Origin of the sequence: Larkinella sp., assembly GCF_965227735.1 — a bacterium.
Taxonomy (GTDB): Bacteria; Bacteroidota; Bacteroidia; order Cytophagales; family Spirosomataceae; genus Larkinella.
In genome coordinates, this window is record NZ_OZ245776.1 from 4,902,597 (window position 1) to 4,921,016 (window position 18,420).

Consider the following 18,420-nt stretch of genomic DNA (forward strand, 5'->3'; position numbering starts at 1 on the left):
ATAAAGGAGGGTGAAATCCAGTCTGGATTTTTCATAAATTGGGTCGTTTTTTGAGTCGTTTCGGTTCGAAATGGACAAAAAATACCTCATCGACGCCCTTTTGGGCGTCTTGCAATCCGATGAGGAAATGGGTGGAACGGGCTGGGGGGCGCGGTCGGGTGTCGGAACGATGCTGTTGGAACCATTACCGGTCAGGCAGTCGGACACGCCAACCCAGCGACGTTTTCGCGAAGGCGGTGAGGGGAAGTAGAGTTTTTAGTCAGGCATAGGCAGTGCGGGTGGTTTTGAAAAGATTCACGAAAAGCGTTTGGAAACCGTCAGGGCGTGCAACCCGGGCTGTGAATCATCACCCGACCCTCTACAACCTCGTAGGTCGCTCCAATGGCCTGGCAGATAAAACCGAGTTTTACGGATAGCGTTTCATCGGAAAATTGTGCGGTAATCGGGCATTTTTCCAGCAGTTTTTCCTCGTAATCAATAGCGACACCGTAGGCTTTTTCCAGTTTGGCCAATACCTGCGTCACCGGCACATCTTCAAAATCCAGTTCCTGAACGTGGGTAGCCACGGCCACCCGCTCCGGTTTTTCGACCAGCCCGCGTTGCAACTGTTCGGTTTTTCGGTTAAAGACCACTTCCTGATTTCGAATCAGCAGAACGCCGTTGCGGGTTTCGGTCTTCGTTTTCCGGAACGTCTTTTCAGCGAAAACCGAGACTTTCCCGGTTCGGACGGCCACGGCCACTTCCGGTTCGTGATCGAAAGCCCGAATGCGAAAGCTGGTCCCCAGCACTTTGGTGACGGTTTCACTGGCGTAGATCAGGAACGGTTTTTCGGGATTCCGGGCAATTTCAAAAAATGCTTCGCCCGACAAATACACTTCCCGGAACGAACCGGTAAACGTCTTCGGGTAACGGATGCGGCTGTTTTTTTCCAGCGTAATGGCCGACCCATCGCTCAGCACCAGGGTCAGCGGTTCGTTGGCCGTATTCACTTTTTCAGAAAGCACCGTCGAATCGCTGGTCAAAAGCCGGTGGAATGCGGTCTGATTGGCCGGAGAAGGGTGGTCTGGCCGAAGCAGTAGGAAGCCTAGGCCGATGATCACGAGAACCGAAGCGGCCAGACTCAGCCAGGTTCGCCGGTTTTGCCCCCACCAAACGACCGGTTCAGCTCGGGATTCGTCGTCGTTTGCCCGCTCGGCCTGTTTCCGTTGGCGGAACTGCCCCACCAGATGCTGCACTTCCTGCCGTACTTCGTTGTCTGACAAATCCACCGGTTGTTGTTTCAGGGCATATAGCAGTGCTTTGGCCTGATTCAAAACCGCCCGTTGTTCCGGGTGCTGGCTGCGCCAGGCTGTCCAGAAGGCCGTCGCGTCCGGGTCGCCGTCGATCCAGGCGCGGAAGGTGGGGTCGTTCAAAAAATCGTCAACCTGCTGGTAGAGCTTCATGAAAAATGCGGAGCGTTAAAAAAGCCATTCAGATTAGGAGAATCAGCATGTTGCCGGAAATAATCAAAAAAATCATTTTATTTTTTTATAAATGCCGGAAGTTGCCCGACTTTTGTAGTCGGCAGAAATCCCCATGAGCGGGTAAAAACCGGTTGGTGGTCTCTTTTACCGTCGGCTCCGGGTGGAAGGCGGTTTTCGTTTGCCGGTTGCTACCACCAGAAATTAGTCGTACCATGCCGTATGTTTCGCGCACCCTCCCAAAACCGTCCTTCTGAATCGCCAACTGACGCAGCCTTGTGGCATCAGTTCAGGGAAGGCGATGAAGTGGCCCTGGGCGAGCTGGCGGAGCGGTATTACAAACGCCTGTATGGCTACGGCAGCAAATTCTCCCGGGATCGCGAAGCCGTCAAAGATTGCATTCAGGATCTTTTTCTGGAAATCTGGGACAAGCGGCACACCATCAGCGAACCGGATTCGGTTAAACTCTATTTGCTGGTTTCGATCCGGCGAAGAATTCTCCGGCGGAAAACCGGAGACAAGTGGCTGGAACAAAGTGAAGAACTGGATTTTGATGCCGCCGTGGTGGGTGATTTACCCATCGAAACCGCCATTATTGAAGACGAAACCAGCCAGTATTACGTCCGGAAACTTCAGCAACTCATTCCTCAGCTTTCCCGGCGGCAGCAGGAAATTATTTACCTCCGGTTTTACGAAAATCTGGACAACGAGGCCATTGCCGAAGTCATGTCACTCAGCCGGGGAGCCGTTGCCAACCTGCTCTGGCGCGCTCTGAAAGAGCTGAAGGAATACTGGTATGCCGGGTTACTGCTTTTCATTGTACCGGGAATCTATCTTTTGAAGTAGCTGGGAAGGCTTTTCCAGTAACCTTTGTTTACTCTTTCGAAAAGAGCAAATTGTTGCCTGCAATGCCACTTTATCCCCTGATTTGGGTGAAATTAGCGCAGCTTCCGGCTAAAATCAGTAAACTATACCGGAATTCGCCTTCGATTCGTTATACTAGACTGCTACCAGCGCGAACCAGTTTCTGTTTCAGTTGTTAACAGAAAGAGACAACTGCTAACCTTCTTTTCTATGTCGTTCAAAAAGTTTGTATTCCGACTCCTGAGTCTCTATACATTCATCCTGTTTGGTTTCGCCCGTGGGCAGGCCCAGACATCCCAATGGTTTCACCTCGATTCGAAAGCCGACAGCGTCTGGGGAATCAGCACCGACCGCACCTACCGCGAATTACTGAGCCACCGCAAACCGACGCCGGTTGTCGTGGCCGTGATCGATGGCGGAATCGACTCCACCCACGAAGATTTAAAACGAATTCTGTGGACCAATCCGAAAGAAATTCCCGGCAACGGGATCGACGACGATAAAAACGGCTACGTCGATGATGTCCACGGCTGGAATTTTATCGGCGGAAAAGACGGCCGGAACGTCCAGTATGAAACCGCCGAAGTGACCCGGCAGTACGCCCGGCTGCGTCCGCTGTATGAAGGCAAAAGCCGGTCGTCGCTGAAACCGGCGCAGCAGAAAGAATTCGACCAGTTTGTGAAATACAAAACGGAGATGGAGAAGAAACGCGCTGAGTATAAGGAGCAATACGATTCGTACAGCACGTTCAGTACCCAACTGGTGACGATCATCGACGGATTGAAAAAAGCCCTGAACGTCTCCAAACTGGACACCGCGACGTTGCGCAATCCGGCCACAGACAATGATTTTGTGAAAAAAGCGGCTGCTGCCCTCTATGAAATGACCAGCGCGCAGGGATTTGGACAGGCCGAAGATATTCAGTCTGAACTGACCAGAGGGCTGGAAGACCTGAAAGGCAAAGCCGAATACGCTTACAACCCGGACTTCGACAGCCGCTCGATTGTGGGGGATAAACCCGACGATCTGACCGAAACCGCCTACGGCAATCCCGACATCACCGGCCCCGACGCGCTGCACGGCACGCACGTCGCCGGCATCATTGGTGCCGACCGGAGCAACAACCTCGGTGTTCAGGGCGTGGCCGATCAGGTGCAGATCATGGCCGTTCGGGCCGTTCCCGATGGCGACGAACGGGACAAGGATGTGGCCAACGCGATCCGGTATGCGGTTAATAATGGCGCCCAGATCATCAACATGAGCTTCGGAAAAGACGTTTCGCCCCAACGCAAAGCCGTCGACGACGCCATGCGGTACGCGCTTTCCAAAGGCGTGCTGCTGATTCACGCGGCTGGGAATGACAACAAGTTGCTCGATACAACCGCCAGTTTTCCATCGGATCGGTTTATGGATGGTTCGGCCATTCCCAACCTGATTACGGTGGGGGCCATTACGTCCAAAAACAACGAAAACCTGGTTGCTCCGTTTTCCAATTATGGCCGCAAAACCGTCGATGTGTTTGCGCCGGGCATGGCCATTTATTCGACAACACCCCGCAACGGGTATGACAACCTGAGTGGTACGAGCATGGCGGCTCCGGTCGTAAGCGGGATTGCCGCCGTTCTGAAGTCGTATTTCCCGAAACTGACGTACAGCGATCTGAAACGGATTATCGAAAAATCGGCCATTGTGCAAAACCGGCAGGTGCTTCGTCCCGAGTCTACGGATCTGGTCAATTTTACCGATTTATCGAAAACCGGTGCCATCGTGAATCTCTACGAAGCTGTCAAACTGGCTGAGGCCGAAGAAGCCGCAGCGGCTGCGAAGAAAGGCTGACGGTTTACGGCAATAAAGAAGGCGGGGCGCACTATCGGGTCAGACTGAGTGCGCCCCGTTTTTGTTCAGCCAACACGCTGGTGCCTTGCTGAAGCTGGTAGCGAATCTGCCAGCCATACACCCCAACCGGCGCGGTTTTTCCCTGGTACATTCCGTTCCAGGCGAACGGCGGCTCGGCGGTCTGGAAAACCAGTTCACCCCAGCGGTTGAAAATCGACAGCGATGTAATGGTAATGTCTCCGCAGCCAAACGGTTGAAAGACATCGTTTTGTCCGTCGGCGTTGGGCGTAAAGATATCCGGTGTATACAACACACAACCGCAATCGGCGTACGAAATGCGAACTGTATCGCGTATGGTTGCGCAATCGTTGCTCACCGATGCCTGAAAAAAGCCGGACTGCCCCACGGTTCTGATAACCGCTTCGAATGGGTCCTGCCAGCTAAATTTCCCTTCGGCAAAGTCGGGCCGGATCGTAAATACTTCTGCCCCGCACAGGTTCTGATCTGGCCCCAGATTCAGCCGGGGTGGCGGCACAAACCGGATCTGAATGCTGTCGGTAGCCACACAGCGAGCCTGCTCGACCCGCAAGCTGTATAAACCATCCTGCCGGACGGGATAGGTCAGGGCAGTAGAACCGTCCTGCCAGCGGAATGTTGGCGGAACATCAGGGGGCGTTTTGAGCGTCAGGGTTTGTCCCTCACACAGCGTCGTGTCGCGGCCCAGATCGAAATCGAGGGCGTAATCCACCCGGATGGTGTCGCGCAGAACTTTGCAGGGCGTGGTGACCGTGACGGAATAATGGCCCGGTTTGGTGACCCGAAACGTGGGCGATGTGCTGCCGTCGTGCCAGCGGTATTCCGTAGCGCCGGGCGTAGTCGCATTGAGCAGGTGGGTGCTGGTTCGGCCACAAAGCGTGGTGTCTTTTCCGAGATCCATTTCAATGGGCAACAGCGAAACGTCGTCGATGAACAGGTAGAAATAACCCAGAAAAACCGGCAGTTTTTTAAAACTCCCGATGGTTAAATACTGCTCCCCGCCTTTAGCTTTGACGTAGCCCGAAATTCGTTCCCAGCGCAACTGCAGAATGCTGGTGGTCAGGGCATTGTCAATGATTTGCGCATCCGCCGGAAGCAATCCTTTTTCCAGGGAACTGATCGGTTTTTCGGACAAAAAAGCACCCACCGTTCCGCTTAAATATTTGTTGGGCGTTGGCGTCGCAACGTACATTTCGAAAAAATAACACTCATCAGCAACCAGCGGTTTTTTCAGGGGTGTCGCGAGGTATTCGGCCCAGCTCACATCCAGAAAAAGCCGCGCCAGACCCTGCCCGGAATGGGGTGGCAATTCCATCTGAACCGTCGGAAAACACTGGTGGTAAAAATCGGGCGTGGCGCCGTTGGGATTGTACCAGGGCAGGGCTTCTCCCAGTAGATTGTCCTGACGGGGGCAGGCTCGGTACTCCTCAAAACCGCCGTTCTGAAGCAGATTCTGGGCCACAGCGATTCCCGGCAGGCACATAACCAGCCACCACACCATCCAAACGGCACGACTCCGCATGTTTCAGTCTACGCGCTAAAGTGATCGGGGAGATGTAATATACGGTCTTTTTGCGAAAAACCCCGTTGGGTTGGGTGATTGGAAGTTAGAGTTTCAGCCGGATGCCTGCTTTGCCCAGCATTCGGGTTATCCAGACACACAGCAGGGCAAACAGGAAGGATTTCAGCAGGCCGATGCCGCCGATTAACAGAACGTCCGGCAGGCGGATTCTGAGGAAAGCCGTGGTGGCGTAGGCGAAGTACGGGATCAGGTAGCAGAGCAGCGTGTCCGTTCCGGCGGGTTTAATCAACTGGAACCAATGGCTTTTGCCCTTTACGTCGGCAATCCAGTAAATGGCCGTGAACGCCAGAATCGTGAACGCACTGCACAGAAACAGCCAGGCTGGCGTGGCATCCAGCTTCGATAAGCCCCAGTAGGGCCGGGTGATGACGGACAGACCGGTTAGCAAAACCGCCGTTCCGAGAAAAACGCTGGTCATCCGCAAGTTGTCGCCCTGTTTGCGGTAGAACTGAAACAACGTCGCGATCACAACCCCGCCCATGCTCAGACCCGCCAGCGTGCCGCCCCGGATGGCAGCCGGAATGAAGTTGATGGCGCTGGGTAAAAGATCTGCCTGCGACAGCATACTCAGCAGTGCAAAACCGCACCAGGCCGCGATGAGCAAAAAAAGCCGGTTTCGGGCAAACACCGTGACGAGCGCGGCCGCCAGATACGACCAGCCAATGAGTCCCAGAATGCCCCACCAGTGCGGCTCGAAACGGGTAATTCTTTCAGCATCACCACCCCGATACAGGACGGCCAAGACCAGGAGCGTTAGCAGTCCGACGGTTTTCGCCCCTGTGCTTAGCCACGTCGGAACTGATTTTGGGTAGATGTTCCAGATCAGAATGAACGACGTGCAGCACAGCACATTCCACAAAAGCCGGGGCAGGCCCGTTGCGGTTTCGTTGATGGATTCGCCGTTAACCAGAAAAACACCCATCGTCAGCAACGCCACCGACCGCAGCAGAACGTGCCCGACGAGTTGAAGATCCGTGTCGCCTTTTTTTCGCCGGTTATCGATGGCGAAGGGCAGCGACATGCCGACAATGAACAGAAAAACCGGGAAAACGACGTCGGCCAGTCCGATGCCGTCGGCGCCGGGCGACACGTGTTCGAGCCAGGCCGGAATGCCGGTTAACGACCAGAGATCATTGACGAAAATCATGAGCACCATCGTCAGCGCGCGCAGTATGTCGATGGCCCCGACCCGCGCCGGATTCAGAGCGGTTTGAGTGGGTTGAGGAGAAAGGCTTGCGGTTTTGTTCATGAATAGGACTGGCTGATGGGAACACGGATTAGGCTGATGGGAACACAGATAGAGCGGATGGAACGGATTGACACAGATTAAAATTAAAATCCGTTTTTTGATCCGTTCCATCCGCCTAATCCGTATTCCCATCCAATTTGGTTCGTAAACTTCACGCACGTCCTAACGCCCACCGTCAAATGTACACGCATTCGTGGGTTGGATGAAACGAAAACGGGAGAAAATACCGTTCGAAATTTTATTCCGAAAAAAGGAGTATAGGCCGTACACACTTGCATCTTTACATACAAATAGCAAAGTATTACTGTTTTGTATGCAAGATTATCGGAATTTCGAGGCTGAAGAATTAGCTATTGATCCGTCTTTTCAACGTTGGAAATTACTGGACGATCCTGCCGATCGTGATTTTTGGAAAGAATGGCTGGTTCAGAACCCTGATAAAGAGGAGCTTGTCGATAAGGCCTACCAGTTGTTGAGTACCCTGAATGACGTTTATACCCGGTTTCCGGGCGAGCGGGCAACGGTTTCGGACCGGGAAGTGCAAAACGAAATTCAACGGTTGAGTCAAGCCATCGATAGCCACGGGAAACCGTCGGTTCGCTGGTATCGGTCGGCGTGGGTGCGGTATGGGATGGCGGCTAGTATCGTCCTGATGCTGGGCCTGTTCTGGCAGTATGGAATCCGCCCGACGGAGCCGAAAAATGGGAACGTTACCTACGACGAACTGGTGGCGCAGGTGTCGAATCCGCTTCGGGAAGTGGCTAACACGACCAACGCATCGCGTCAGGTTCAGTTGCCGGATGGAAGTACCCTTATATTGAAACCGAAAAGCCGGGTGAGTTATCCCGATCCGTTTCCGGGAACGACCCGCGAGGTTTACCTCGTCGGGGAGGCTTTTTTTCAGGTTCAGAAAGACCCGAACAAACCGTTTTATGTCTACGCCAATGGGCTGGTCACGAAAGTGCTGGGGACCAGTTTTACGGTGCAGACTTTCGAGGATAACAAGCAGGTTAAAGTGGTGGTTAAAACCGGAAAAGTATCCGTTTTTGCCGGCACTCAGGCTACGGTAACCCAGCAGAAAGAGGATTATAAACTGGGAGGAATCGTGTTGACGCCTAACCAGCAGATCGTCTTTACGCCGACTGACACCCGGATTGTCAAAAGCCTGGTGGCCGAACCGGCTTTGCTGGAAAAACCGGTTCAGAAACAGCCGTTTAGCTTCAGACGAACCCCCATTGCCGAGGTGTTTGCTACCCTTGAAAAAGCGTACGGCATCCGCATCGTGTTTGACGAAGAAATCATGAAATCGTGTTACCTGACGGCTTCGCTGGAAGACGAACCGCTCTTCGAAAAGCTGGACTTGATTTGCAATACCATCAACGCCCGCTACGAGCAACTGGACGCCCACATCATCATCAACAGCAAGGGGTGTGAATCACTCTAAAAATAGCCGAATACATTTTTGACCAAAATCTGGCAGGATACGTAAAAACATTTTACTTTACTTAAATTTTTTTAGTAATCATTCATCCATTCTTCAATTTTCTAATGAAACCACAACGCCGATCCATTTTAAAACGACTCTTTGCCTCCGTAGCCGGTGTTACTGGCCTGGGTGTGGCTACCACCGCAGCTAAAGCCGAAGCCGCTCCCGAAAAGGAAGTATTTAACGTGGTGACTGAACAGGATGTCCCACTGTTTTCCGGTTCAACCAAGATGGGAAATCTGGTCTTCGTGGCCGGGAAAGGATACCACAAGGATGGGGACATCAAAGTGCATACGGACGAGGTGCTGAAGGAGTTGGAAAAGGAACTGATCAAAGCCGGTTCTTCGATGGAGAAAGTGCTGAAAGTAACGGTTTTTTTGCACGATCTGAACGACTATAAAGCCATGAATGAAGTCTACAAAGGCCGGTTTGGCAGCAAGCCGCCGGTGCGCACGACGGTAGCCGTTTACGGCGGTGTTCCCGGCGCGTCGCTGGTCGAAATGGACTGCATCGCCTATATTTAATTGGCCATTGTTCCCCACTTTTTTGCTAACCCATCCCATGATCAGTAGAAGAACCATCCTCAAAAGACTGTCGGCCATGCCGCTTTTAGGCGGTATCATCGGCAGTGCCGCCCCCTTGTCATCGGCTGTGGCCGCCACGGCACTCGCTCCCCGCAACCTGGTGAAAGAGCTGGGCATCAGAACGTTCATCAATGCCGCCGGGACCTACACGGCCATGACCGGCTCGCTGATGCAGGACGAAGTAATGGAAACCATCCAGGCGGCTTCCAAAGAGTTTATGATGCTCGACGATGTGCAAACCAAAGTCGGGGAAAAAATTGCGGCCATTGTCCACGCCGAATCGGCGGTCGTAACGGCGGGTTGTTTCTCGGCTATGACGCTCGGACTGGCGGGGGTGCTGACCGGCATGGATCAGAAAAAAGTAGAAGCCTTGCCCCAACTGGAAGGCACCGGCATGAAATCCGAAGTGATCGTTCAGAAGGGCCACAATGTCGGCTATTCGCACGCCTTAACCAATACCGGTTGCAAGATGGTTTTCGTGGAAACCGTGGAGGAAGTTGAGAAAGCGATCAACGAAAAAACCGCCATGATGTGGTTCCTGCACATCCAGTCGGATCAGGGGAAAATCATGCACCAGGAGTGGGTGAATATGGCCAAAAAACACAACATTCCGACCATGATCGACATTGCCGCCGATGTGCCGCCGGTCGAAAACCTGTGGAAATTCCACGAAATGGGCTTCGATCTGGTGTGTGTTTCGGGTGGAAAAGCCATGCGCGGTCCCCAGAGTGCCGGTATTTTGATGGGCAAAAAACACCTCATTGCAGCCGCCCGGCTGAGCATGCCACCGCGGGGTTCGACCATCGGTCGCGGCATGAAAGTGAACAAGGAGGAGATTCTGGGCATGTACGTCGCGCTGGAGAAATTCGTGGGTCAGGATCAGCAGAAAGAGTGGAAAATGTGGGAAGACCGCGTCGCGCACATCGCCGATGCCGTCAGGAAAGTCAATGGCGTCACGACCGAAACCGTCCGGCCCGAACTCGGCAACCACACGCCGACGCTGCGGATCAAGTGGGAACCGGCCAAAATCAACCTGACGACCAAAGCCCTGCAGGAAGCCCTGCGCAACGGCAATCCGTCCATCGAAATCGTGGGTGAACAGGGTGGTATTAGCCTGACCACCTGGATGTTGAAGCCCGGTCAGGAGAAAATCGTTGCCACCCGCCTGAAAGAAGAACTCGCCAAAGCTGCGGTCTGATTTTTCCGGTTATTGTTCCCTAAACCCATGCGAAAACTTTCCTTTTTACTGGCCGTACTTGGTCTGATCAGCGGTTCGGTTGACGCCCAAACCTACAGCCTCGTCATCAAGGGCGGGCAGGTCATCGATCCGAAAAACAACCTCAACGCAGTGATGGATATTGCCATCACCGACGGTAAAATTGTTCAGGTTGCCAAAACCATCGACGCGAGCAAGGCCAAGCAGGTCGTCAATGCCAAAGGGATGTATGTCACGCCCGGCATCATCGACATTCACGGCCACGTTTTCTACGGAACCGAACCCAATCACTACCTCAGCAACGGCCTGACGGCGGTTTCGCCCGACGGTTTCACGTTTCGGGTGGGCGTCACCACCATCGTCGATGCGGGTGGGGCGGGCTGGCAATCGTTTCCGGCGTTCAAAAAGAACATCATTTTTTCGTCCAAAACGCGCGTTCTGTCGCTGCTGAACATCGTGGGCGAAGGCATGCGGGGTGGTGACTGGGAGCAGGACACCACCGACATGGACCCCAAAATGGCGGCTGCGATGGCCCTCGGCAATCCGAATGATGTGGTCGGCTTTAAAGTGGCACACTACATGGGCGGCAGTTGGGCGCCCGTCGATCGGGCTGTTCAGGCCGGAAAACTGGCGAATATGCCGGTGATGATCGACTTCGGTCGACACGATCCTCCGCTTTCGCTTGAAGAACTGTTTATGAAACACCTCCGCCCCGGCGATATTTTTACGCACACCTACACCTTGCTGGAAGACAATGTGCGGGAAACGATTGTGGACGAAGCCAGCGGAAAAGTGAAACCGTTTGTCTGGGAAGCCCGTAAACGAGGCATTGTGTTCGACGTGGGTTACGGTGGGGCGAGCTTCAATTATTCGCAGGCCATTCCGGCGGTTAAGGCCGGTTTTTATCCGACCACGATCAGCACCGATTTGCACACCGGCAGCATGAACGGTTCGATGAAAGACATCCTGAGCATCATGTCCAAATTTGTCGGCATGGGCGTTCCGGTGGCGGAGGTCATCAAAGCCAGTACCTGGACCCCGGCGCAGGTGATCAAACGCGAAATGCTGGGGCACCTTTCAGTGGGAGCCATCGCCGATGTAGCCATCCTGAACATGCGTGAAGGCAATTTTGGCTTCTACGACAAAACCGGGTATCGGGTGGAAGGCAAGAAAAAATTCGAGTGCGAAATGACAATCAAAGGCGGCAAAATCGTGTATGACCTCAACGGCATCGCCAACCCGCTGGTGGTGAACTAAGAATGAATCTGACTAGTCCTAATCTCTGAAACTTCTGAATGTCAAGACTCTATACCCGTAGCCTTTTTCTGGCTTTACTTGCTGCGGTCGGTTTTGTCCGGCCCGAAACGAATACCAACCTTCCGGTTCGGACGGCGGAAAATGGCGGACTTTTTCTGCCGGAGGGCTTTGAAGCTACCGTCGTTGTCGATAGTCTGGCGGGTCGCGCACGGCATATTGCCGTCAACGACAACGGCGACATTTACGTGAAAGCACGGTTTGCGCGGGACAAGGACGAATCGGTGATTGCCTTGCGGGACACCAACGGCGACGGCCGGGCCGACATCATCAAACGCTTCGGCGGTCTGTCGCGCGAACGGGCGTACGGCACGGCGATGCGGATTCACAACGGCTATCTCTATTTCAGCTCCGAGCTGATCGTGTACCGCTACAAATTGACGCCGGGCAAACTGATTCCCGACGGGCCGGTGGAAATCATTCTGACCGACGATCACGCCCACGGCATGCACGAACACATTACCAAACCGGTAGCCTTCGATAACAAAGGCTATATGTACGTGCCGTTCGGGGCCGGTTCCAACGCCTGTCAGGAGAAAAACCGCATTCCGAGTTCGCCGGGGCTGAATCCCTGTGGCCTGCTCGCCGACCACGGCGGCATCTGGCGGTTCGACGCCAACAAAGCGGGGCAGACCCAGAAAGACGGAAAACTCTTCGCCACCGGGCTGCGGAGTATCGTTGCGCTGGACTGGAATCCGGTCGATCAGACGCTGTACACCGTCGGCCATGGTCGGGATGATTTTCTGATGCTGTGGTCCCATTTGTATTCGCCCTGGGAAAGCGCGGTGTTGCCTTCCGAGGAGTTTTTGCGGGTGAAAGAAGGGATGGATGCAGGCTGGCCGTATTATTATTACGATCAGGAAAAGAAGAAAAAACTGCTCAATCCGGAGTACGGCGGAGACGGTAAAAAAGCGGGGAAAGGGGCTGATTATGAGCAGCCCATCATCGGTTTTCCGGCCCACTGGGCGCCGAACGATCTGGTGTTTTACCAGGGTGCCGGTGCTTCAAACGGTTTTCCGGAGCATTATAAAAACGGCGCGTTCATTGCGTTTCACGGTTCGACCAACCGCGCACCGTATCCACAGGCGGGGTATTTCATCGGGTTTGTTCCCGACAAAAACGGCTCGCCGTCGACCGATTGGGAAGTGTTTGCCGACGGGTTTGCTGGTGTCGATCCGATTGTCAACGTGAGCGACGCGGTCTATCGTCCGATGGGTATTGCGGTGGGGCCGGACGGTTCGCTGTATCTGGCTGAAACCGAAAAAGGGAAAATCTGGAAAGTGACCTACAAGGGTGATAAGAGCAAATTCGGTTCGGCGCAACTGGCGCAGATGGAAAAACGCAAGACGCTAGCGCACATCCGGACGCCGGATAAAGTCAATGACAACCTCGACAAAGACAAGCCGGTGCTGGGGAGCAAAGTCTACGGCGTCTATTGTGCCGCCTGCCACCAGCGCAACGGTCGGGGTGACTCGCAGCGGTTTCCGCCCCTGGCCGATTCGGAATGGGTGCTGGGCGACAAAACCCGCCTGATCGAAGTGCTTCTGAAAGGCCTGGAAGGGCCGATCGAAGTGAAAGGCCAGTCGTATAACAACGTGATGCCGCAGCACGATTTTCTGAAAGATGAAGACATTTCCGAGGTGCTGACGTTTGTCCGGCAAAGCTTTGGCAATTCGGCCAGTGCGGTTTCCGCCGATGAGGTGAAAGCCGTTCGGAAGTCGATTAAGAAAAAGAAATAACCGGTTATCAAAAAAATAGCCCACGGTTAAAACCGTGGGATTATGTCGGAAAACGCTGTCTCACATAAACCGTTTTAACGGTTTCGACGACCAAAACCGTTGAAACGGTTTCAGAATTGCCCGCTATCCGTTTGAACCCCCGGTTAAAACCGGGGGCTAATACGTGGTTCATCCCTCCGGGATTATCAAATCCAACAATCCTGGAGGGATGAATCATTTTGTATCGGTGGTTTTTAATCTGCCTGCGTTAAAACTCAATTTCAATTCAACAATGCGATTTTTTAAAGGATTCATCATTGGTTTTTTAGCCCTGGGTTTAATCGGCATTATGGGGTTCAAGGATAATCCAGAACCCGACGAGCCGAAACAGGAGAAATGGAAAGCCCCTGTCTGGGCCGATACGCTGAAAAGCCACTTCCCGACCGAGCCGTTGACGCTCGAACAGGGCGAAGAATTATTCATGGAATATTGCTCGTCGTGCCACGGCGAAGCGGGCTACGGCGATGGCGCTGCGGGCCGGGCGTTGGGGGCCAAACCGGCTAACTTTCACGATCCGGAAGTGACCAAACAAACCGATGGCGCCCTGTTCTGGAAACTGTCGACCGGTCGCGGAAATATGCCGCCTTTTAAAGATGTTTTTTCGGACGAACAGCGGTGGCAACTGGTCGCTTATCTCCGGAAATTAACCAAAAAGAATACCGACACGAAATGAGGGCGTTCAACGCATTTTTGAGAAAAATAAACCTGCTGACGGCCAGTGTGCTCTGCCCGGTTCTGCTCCACGCACAAGGCCCCGACGCCAAAGCTCCCATTCCGCCGACGGCCCTGCGCCCGGACATCAAGGTCGAGCATTTCATGACTGTCGGCCCTGAAGCCGTGCGGCTGATCCAGCATCCAGGCACCGGCGATATCTATTACACGACCTTTACCGGGGACGTGTTTCGGGTGAAGCTAAATGGCCAACCGCCGGTGGCGGAGAAGGTTTTTTCGGCCGAAGACCACGGTATTACGCGCCTGCAGGGGGCGGCTTTTCTGAAAAACACGTTGTTTCTGGCGGGTAACATCAGCGTCAACGACAACAAGGGAACGAAGGGCCGGATGGTGCGCTACGACCTGGCGTCGGGCGAAAAACCGGAGCTGACCGTTGTGTTCAATACGGTTGAATACGGGACCAATAAAACCACCTTCGACCACGGCTGGAACGCGCTGGAAATCAGCCCGGATCAGAAATACATCTACGTCAATACCGGTGCGCGAACCGACCACGGCGAGGTGCAGGACAACGGGGGCGTGTATCCCAACGCGCGGGATAATGCGTTGACCGCCAAAATCTTCCGGTTTCCGGTCGATGCGAAAAACCTGGAACTGCCGAATGACGAAGCCAAACTGAAAGCTGATGGCTACATCTACGCGGAAGGCATCCGGAATGCCTACGATATGGCGTTCGATGGCGATGGCAGGCTGTTTGCGGTTTCCAATTCCGGCGACTACGACCACGCCGAAGACATGTTCTGGGTACAGAAAGGGCATCACTACGGTTTTCCGTGGGTGATGGGCGGCATCGACAATCCGCAGCAGAACCCCGACTGGCAGCCCGATCCGGAGAAAGATCCGTTCCTGAGCAAATTCGCCCACGCGTGGCTGATGCGGTATTTCCGGAATGATCCCGAGTTTCCGAAAAAACCGGCGGGCGTCAACTTCACCGGGCCGGTTTTGAACGTCGGCCCCGATGCCAACGAATACCGCGACCGGGCCACCGGCGTCGTCATGGATGGGGATTCGACGGGCGTTCCGGTTGGCACGTTCAACGCGCACAGTTCGCCCTTGGCCTTGTTTTTTGATACCCAAAACGTGCTGGCGGATGACCTGAAGGGCGACGGTTTTGTGATCCGGTATTCCGGGCCGCGACGCAATTCGACGGCGATCAATCCGCTGAAAAAACAGGGGCGGGACCTGTTGCATCTTGATTTAACGTACAACAAAACCACAGACAATTACTCGGTTAAAACCACCCGCCTGGTCGATGGTTTCACGGAGCCAACGGACGCTTTGCTGGTCGGCAACACCGTCTATGTGATCGAATACGGCGGCAAGGGCGGTAACCTCTGGAAAATTACCTTACCCGCCGATTCGAAAGCGGCAAAGAAACAGCGTAAGAAGTCCAACTAACCGATTAATGACACGATTATGTTAAGCAGAAGAAAACTCATCAAACGCCTGTCGAGTGTCCCGCTGTTGGGCGGACTGGCAGGCGGTTTTTCGTTACCGGCTGCCGCTGCGGTGGCGGCTCCCAAGCGGGATTTATTCAAGGAATTTGGGGTTCGGACATTCATCAATGCCGCCGGAACGCTTACCTACATGACGGGTTCGCTGATGCACGACGAGGTGCTCGAAGCCATCAATTATGCCTCGAAAGAGTTCTGTTTGCTGGACGAATTGCAGGATAAAGTCGGGGAGAAGATTGCCAAAATGGTGCATTCGGAAGCCGCAGTAGTAACCTCTGGTGCTTTTTCCGGGATGACCCTGGGACTGGCCGGCATTCTGACCGGAACGGATCAGAAAAAGGTCGAAGCGTTGCCGCATCTGGAAGGAACGGAGATGAAGTCGGAGGTGATTTGCCAGAAAGGACACGATATCGTCTATAACCACGCGCTGACCAATACCGGCTGTAAAATGGTGATGGTCGAAACCGTCGAGGACGTGGAAAAAGCGATCAACGAAAAAACCGCGCTGATGCACTTTCTGCACATCCAGTCGGACAAAGGCAAAATCATGCACGAAGAATGGGTGGCGCTGGGCAAAAAACACAACATTCCGACCTGCATCGACATTGCCGCCGACGTGCCGCCAACCGAAAACCTCTGGAAATTCAACGATATGGGGTTCAGTTTTGTCGTTGTTTCGGGCGGAAAAGCCATGCGTGGTCCCCAGAGTGCGGGTTTGCTGATGGGCAAAAAAGACATCATTGCAGCCGCCCGGATGCACATGCCTCCACGTGGTTTCAACATCGGTCGTGGCATGAAGGTCAACAAGGAGGAGATTCTGGGCATGTACGTCGCGCTGGAAAAGTTCATTTCGCAGGATTATACCAAACTCTGGAAGTCGTGGGAGGACGGCGTTGCGCACGTTGAAAATACCGTCAAAACCATCAACGGCATCAAAACCGAGGTGCGCGTGAACCCACTCGGAAACCACACGCCCTCGCTTCGCATCTCCTGGGACCCGGCGGTGGTGAAAGTAACCGGAAAACAGGTGCAGGAAGCCCTGCGCAACGGTGACCCGTCCATCGAAGTGGGGGGCGGTGGCCCCAGCAGCATCGGCGTGACGGTCTGGATGATGAAACCGGGTCAGGAAAAAATCGTGGCGAAACGAATCAAGGAAGAACTTTCGAAGGCGGTTTGAGAAAAAACGCCCCTAAATCCCCTAAAGGGGACTTGGACGCGGCTTAATCCGGATGCTGTCGCGTCCGTGTCCCTTTAGGGGTCTGGGGCAAAAGCGAATTCCTATAATCAATAACCTGAACTCTATGAAAAAATTAACATTTTTCATTCTTGCGGTTTTTGTCGCCTTCGGCAATCTCGCCTGGGCGCAGCCCTACCACGTCGTCATCAAAGGCGGTCATGTGATCGATCCGAAGAATAATATCAACGGGATTATGGATGTGGCCATTCTGGACGGGAAAATCGCGAAGGTGGCGAAAAACATCGACGCGACGGGCGCCCGGCAGGTGGTCAAGGCCAAAGGGTTGTATGTAACGCCCGGCATCATCGACATCCATACGCACGTTTTTTTCGGAACGAACATGGACCAGACCTACAGCAACGGCCCGAATGCCTTGCCGCCCGACGGTTTTACGTTCCGGAACGGCGTGACGACCATCGTGGATGCGGGTTGCTCGGGCTGGCGGGATTTTGAAGCGTTCAAGAAGCAAACCATCGATGCGTCGCAAACGCGGGTGCTGGCGTTGCTCAATATTGTCGGTAGCGGGATGCGGGGCGGTAAGTTCGAGCAGAACATCGACGACATGGACGCCAAAGCGACGGCGGAAATGGCCCAAAAATATCCCGATCTGGTGGTCGGTGTGAAGCTGGCGCACTTCAACGGCCACGACTGGACGCCCACCGACCGCGCGGTGGAAGCCGGAAAGCTGGCGAATAAACCGGTGATGATCGACTTCGGTGGCAGCAAACCGACGCTTTCCATCGAAGAATTGTTTCTGAGACGCCTGCGGCCGGGCGACATTTTTACCCACTGTTTCGGTCAACTGGCCACCCGCGAGCCGATTCTGGATGTGGCAACCAACAAGGTAAAACCGTTTGTTTGGGAAGCGCAGAAGAAGGGTGTCATTTTCGACGTCGGCTACGGTGGGATTAGTTTTGCCTTTTCACAAGCCATTCCGGCGCTGAAAAGCGGTTTTTTTCCGAACACGATCAGCACCGATATTCACACCGGCAGCATGAATAATGCCATGAAAGACATGTTGAACGTAATGTCGAAGTTCATGGCGATGGGCATGGATTTGCCAGCGGTGATCAAAGCCAGTACGTGGAGTCCGGCACTGGCCATCAAGCGGCCCGAACTGGGCAGCCTGACCGAAGGTTCGGAAGCAGATGTCGCCATTCTGGATTTGCAGGACGGCAAATTTGCGGTTCGGGACACCGGTTATTTTGGCTTCTTCGATTACACCGGCCACAAGATTGAGGGAAAACAGAAGCTTACCTGCGAAATGACCATCCGCAAAGGCCGGATCGTGTACGACCTGAACGGTATTGCCGATCCGATTGTGGTGCGTCCGCGGGCGCAGTAGCGGTATTCGGTTTACAGTTTTCGGTTTCCGGTGGGCTGACGCATTCACTGGGGCTAATCAAGATTTGCAATCTTGATTCTAGCTGTTCCGGATTTTAAATCCGCAACAGTTTAGGTCGGTATTTCAAATGCCGACCAGCGCAGACAGTTACCGGGACGACGGCCCGGCGTAAACTGAAAACCGAATACCGTCAACCGAATACCTCAAACTGTTATATTTGGGGGTAATTCCTAAACCTTCTGAAAAT

15 protein-coding genes are annotated in these 18,420 nt (G+C 53.9%); 12 read left to right on the top strand and 3 right to left on the bottom strand.

All coding sequences use genetic code 11. The features are described 5' to 3' along the window. Positions 1–70: 70 nt before the first annotated feature. Complete coding sequence (locus ACO064_RS19090) at positions 71–250, top strand: hypothetical protein (protein ID WP_421828825.1); 180 nt, start codon at positions 71–73, stop codon at positions 248–250. Positions 251–317: 67 nt separating this feature from the next. On the opposite strand, the gene ACO064_RS19095 is transcribed toward ACO064_RS19090, so the two are convergent. After that, complete coding sequence (locus ACO064_RS19095) at positions 318–1,442, bottom strand: FecR family protein (protein WP_421828826.1); 1,125 nt, start codon at positions 1,440–1,442, stop codon at positions 318–320. A gap of 240 nt (positions 1,443–1,682) precedes the next feature. Here ACO064_RS19095 and ACO064_RS19100 point away from each other — a divergent pair, with 240 nt between their 5' ends. Beyond that, a complete protein-coding gene (locus tag ACO064_RS19100; protein WP_421828827.1) occupies positions 1,683–2,306 on the top strand; it encodes an RNA polymerase sigma factor in 624 nt (207 codons plus the stop codon). Between the two features lie 228 nt (positions 2,307–2,534). Next, positions 2,535–4,160, top strand: coding sequence for a S8 family peptidase (locus tag ACO064_RS19105; protein ID WP_421828828.1), 1,626 nt, complete (start codon positions 2,535–2,537; stop codon positions 4,158–4,160). Between the two features lie 31 nt (positions 4,161–4,191). Here the strand turns inward: ACO064_RS19105 and ACO064_RS19110 are convergent, their stop codons facing one another. Together ACO064_RS19110 and ACO064_RS19115 are read right to left on the bottom strand one after the other, a co-directional pair. Further along, positions 4,192–5,718 (bottom strand): T9SS type B sorting domain-containing protein, encoded by a 1,527-nt coding sequence (locus tag ACO064_RS19110; RefSeq protein WP_421828829.1) that lies wholly within the window; start codon positions 5,716–5,718, stop codon positions 4,192–4,194. 85 nt (positions 5,719–5,803) lie between these two features. Beyond that, entirely contained in the window at positions 5,804–7,027 is a 1,224-nt protein-coding gene (locus ACO064_RS19115) for a DUF5009 domain-containing protein (protein WP_421828830.1), read from the bottom strand. Between the two features lie 313 nt (positions 7,028–7,340). On the opposite strand from ACO064_RS19115, the gene ACO064_RS19120 reads away from it, so the two are divergent. The 9 genes from ACO064_RS19120 (at position 7,341) to ACO064_RS19160 (ending at position 18,173) form a co-directional block, all read left to right on the top strand. After that, positions 7,341–8,471 (top strand): FecR family protein, encoded by a 1,131-nt coding sequence (locus ACO064_RS19120; protein ID WP_421828831.1) that lies wholly within the window; start codon positions 7,341–7,343, stop codon positions 8,469–8,471. Between the two features lie 104 nt (positions 8,472–8,575). Continuing rightward, on the top strand, positions 8,576–9,037 hold the full coding sequence (locus ACO064_RS19125) for a RidA family protein (protein WP_421828832.1): 462 nt from the start codon (positions 8,576–8,578) through the stop codon (positions 9,035–9,037). A 37-nt stretch (positions 9,038–9,074) separates the two neighbouring features. After that, complete coding sequence (locus tag ACO064_RS19130; protein WP_421828833.1) at positions 9,075–10,295, top strand: aminotransferase class V-fold PLP-dependent enzyme; 1,221 nt, start codon at positions 9,075–9,077, stop codon at positions 10,293–10,295. Between the two features lie 27 nt (positions 10,296–10,322). After that, the gene (locus ACO064_RS19135; RefSeq protein ID WP_421828834.1) at positions 10,323–11,570 is read left to right on the top strand and encodes an amidohydrolase/deacetylase family metallohydrolase; all 1,248 of its coding nucleotides are present in this window, start codon (positions 10,323–10,325) and stop codon (positions 11,568–11,570) included. A gap of 38 nt (positions 11,571–11,608) precedes the next feature. After that, positions 11,609–13,366 carry a PQQ-dependent sugar dehydrogenase gene (locus ACO064_RS19140; protein WP_421828835.1) on the top strand — a complete coding sequence of 586 codons (1,758 nt, stop codon included), beginning with the start codon at positions 11,609–11,611 and terminating at the stop codon, positions 13,364–13,366. A 271-nt stretch (positions 13,367–13,637) separates the two neighbouring features. Then, positions 13,638–14,078 carry a c-type cytochrome gene (locus ACO064_RS19145; protein WP_421828836.1) on the top strand — a complete coding sequence of 147 codons (441 nt, stop codon included), beginning with the start codon at positions 13,638–13,640 and terminating at the stop codon, positions 14,076–14,078. A gap of 17 nt (positions 14,079–14,095) precedes the next feature. After that, entirely contained in the window at positions 14,096–15,535 is a 1,440-nt protein-coding gene (locus ACO064_RS19150) for a PQQ-dependent sugar dehydrogenase (protein ID WP_421828837.1), read from the top strand. Positions 15,536–15,553: 18 nt separating this feature from the next. Then, positions 15,554–16,768 carry an aminotransferase class V-fold PLP-dependent enzyme gene (locus ACO064_RS19155; protein ID WP_421828838.1) on the top strand — a complete coding sequence of 405 codons (1,215 nt, stop codon included), beginning with the start codon at positions 15,554–15,556 and terminating at the stop codon, positions 16,766–16,768. 124 nt (positions 16,769–16,892) lie between these two features. Continuing rightward, on the top strand, positions 16,893–18,173 hold the full coding sequence (locus tag ACO064_RS19160; protein WP_421828839.1) for an amidohydrolase/deacetylase family metallohydrolase: 1,281 nt from the start codon (positions 16,893–16,895) through the stop codon (positions 18,171–18,173). Positions 18,174–18,420 lie beyond the last annotated feature (247 nt).

What these genes read in the sequence shown, in the direction of transcription:
- ACO064_RS19090 (WP_421828825.1), top strand. Translation starts at nt 71, where the DNA reads ATGGACAAAAAATACCTCATCGACGCCCTTTTGGGCGTCTTGCAATCC.
- ACO064_RS19095 (WP_421828826.1), bottom strand. Translation starts at nt 1,442, where the DNA reads ATGAAGCTCTACCAGCAGGTTGACGATTTTTTGAACGACCCCACCTTC.
- ACO064_RS19100 (WP_421828827.1), top strand. Translation starts at nt 1,683, where the DNA reads ATGTTTCGCGCACCCTCCCAAAACCGTCCTTCTGAATCGCCAACTGAC.
- ACO064_RS19105 (WP_421828828.1), top strand. Translation starts at nt 2,535, where the DNA reads ATGTCGTTCAAAAAGTTTGTATTCCGACTCCTGAGTCTCTATACATTC.
- ACO064_RS19110 (WP_421828829.1), bottom strand. Translation starts at nt 5,718, where the DNA reads ATGCGGAGTCGTGCCGTTTGGATGGTGTGGTGGCTGGTTATGTGCCTG.
- ACO064_RS19115 (WP_421828830.1), bottom strand. Translation starts at nt 7,027, where the DNA reads ATGAACAAAACCGCAAGCCTTTCTCCTCAACCCACTCAAACCGCTCTG.
- ACO064_RS19120 (WP_421828831.1), top strand. Translation starts at nt 7,341, where the DNA reads ATGCAAGATTATCGGAATTTCGAGGCTGAAGAATTAGCTATTGATCCG.
- ACO064_RS19125 (WP_421828832.1), top strand. Translation starts at nt 8,576, where the DNA reads ATGAAACCACAACGCCGATCCATTTTAAAACGACTCTTTGCCTCCGTA.
- ACO064_RS19130 (WP_421828833.1), top strand. Translation starts at nt 9,075, where the DNA reads ATGATCAGTAGAAGAACCATCCTCAAAAGACTGTCGGCCATGCCGCTT.
- ACO064_RS19135 (WP_421828834.1), top strand. Translation starts at nt 10,323, where the DNA reads ATGCGAAAACTTTCCTTTTTACTGGCCGTACTTGGTCTGATCAGCGGT.
- ACO064_RS19140 (WP_421828835.1), top strand. Translation starts at nt 11,609, where the DNA reads ATGTCAAGACTCTATACCCGTAGCCTTTTTCTGGCTTTACTTGCTGCG.
- ACO064_RS19145 (WP_421828836.1), top strand. Translation starts at nt 13,638, where the DNA reads ATGCGATTTTTTAAAGGATTCATCATTGGTTTTTTAGCCCTGGGTTTA.
- ACO064_RS19155 (WP_421828838.1), top strand. Translation starts at nt 15,554, where the DNA reads ATGTTAAGCAGAAGAAAACTCATCAAACGCCTGTCGAGTGTCCCGCTG.
- ACO064_RS19160 (WP_421828839.1), top strand. Translation starts at nt 16,893, where the DNA reads ATGAAAAAATTAACATTTTTCATTCTTGCGGTTTTTGTCGCCTTCGGC.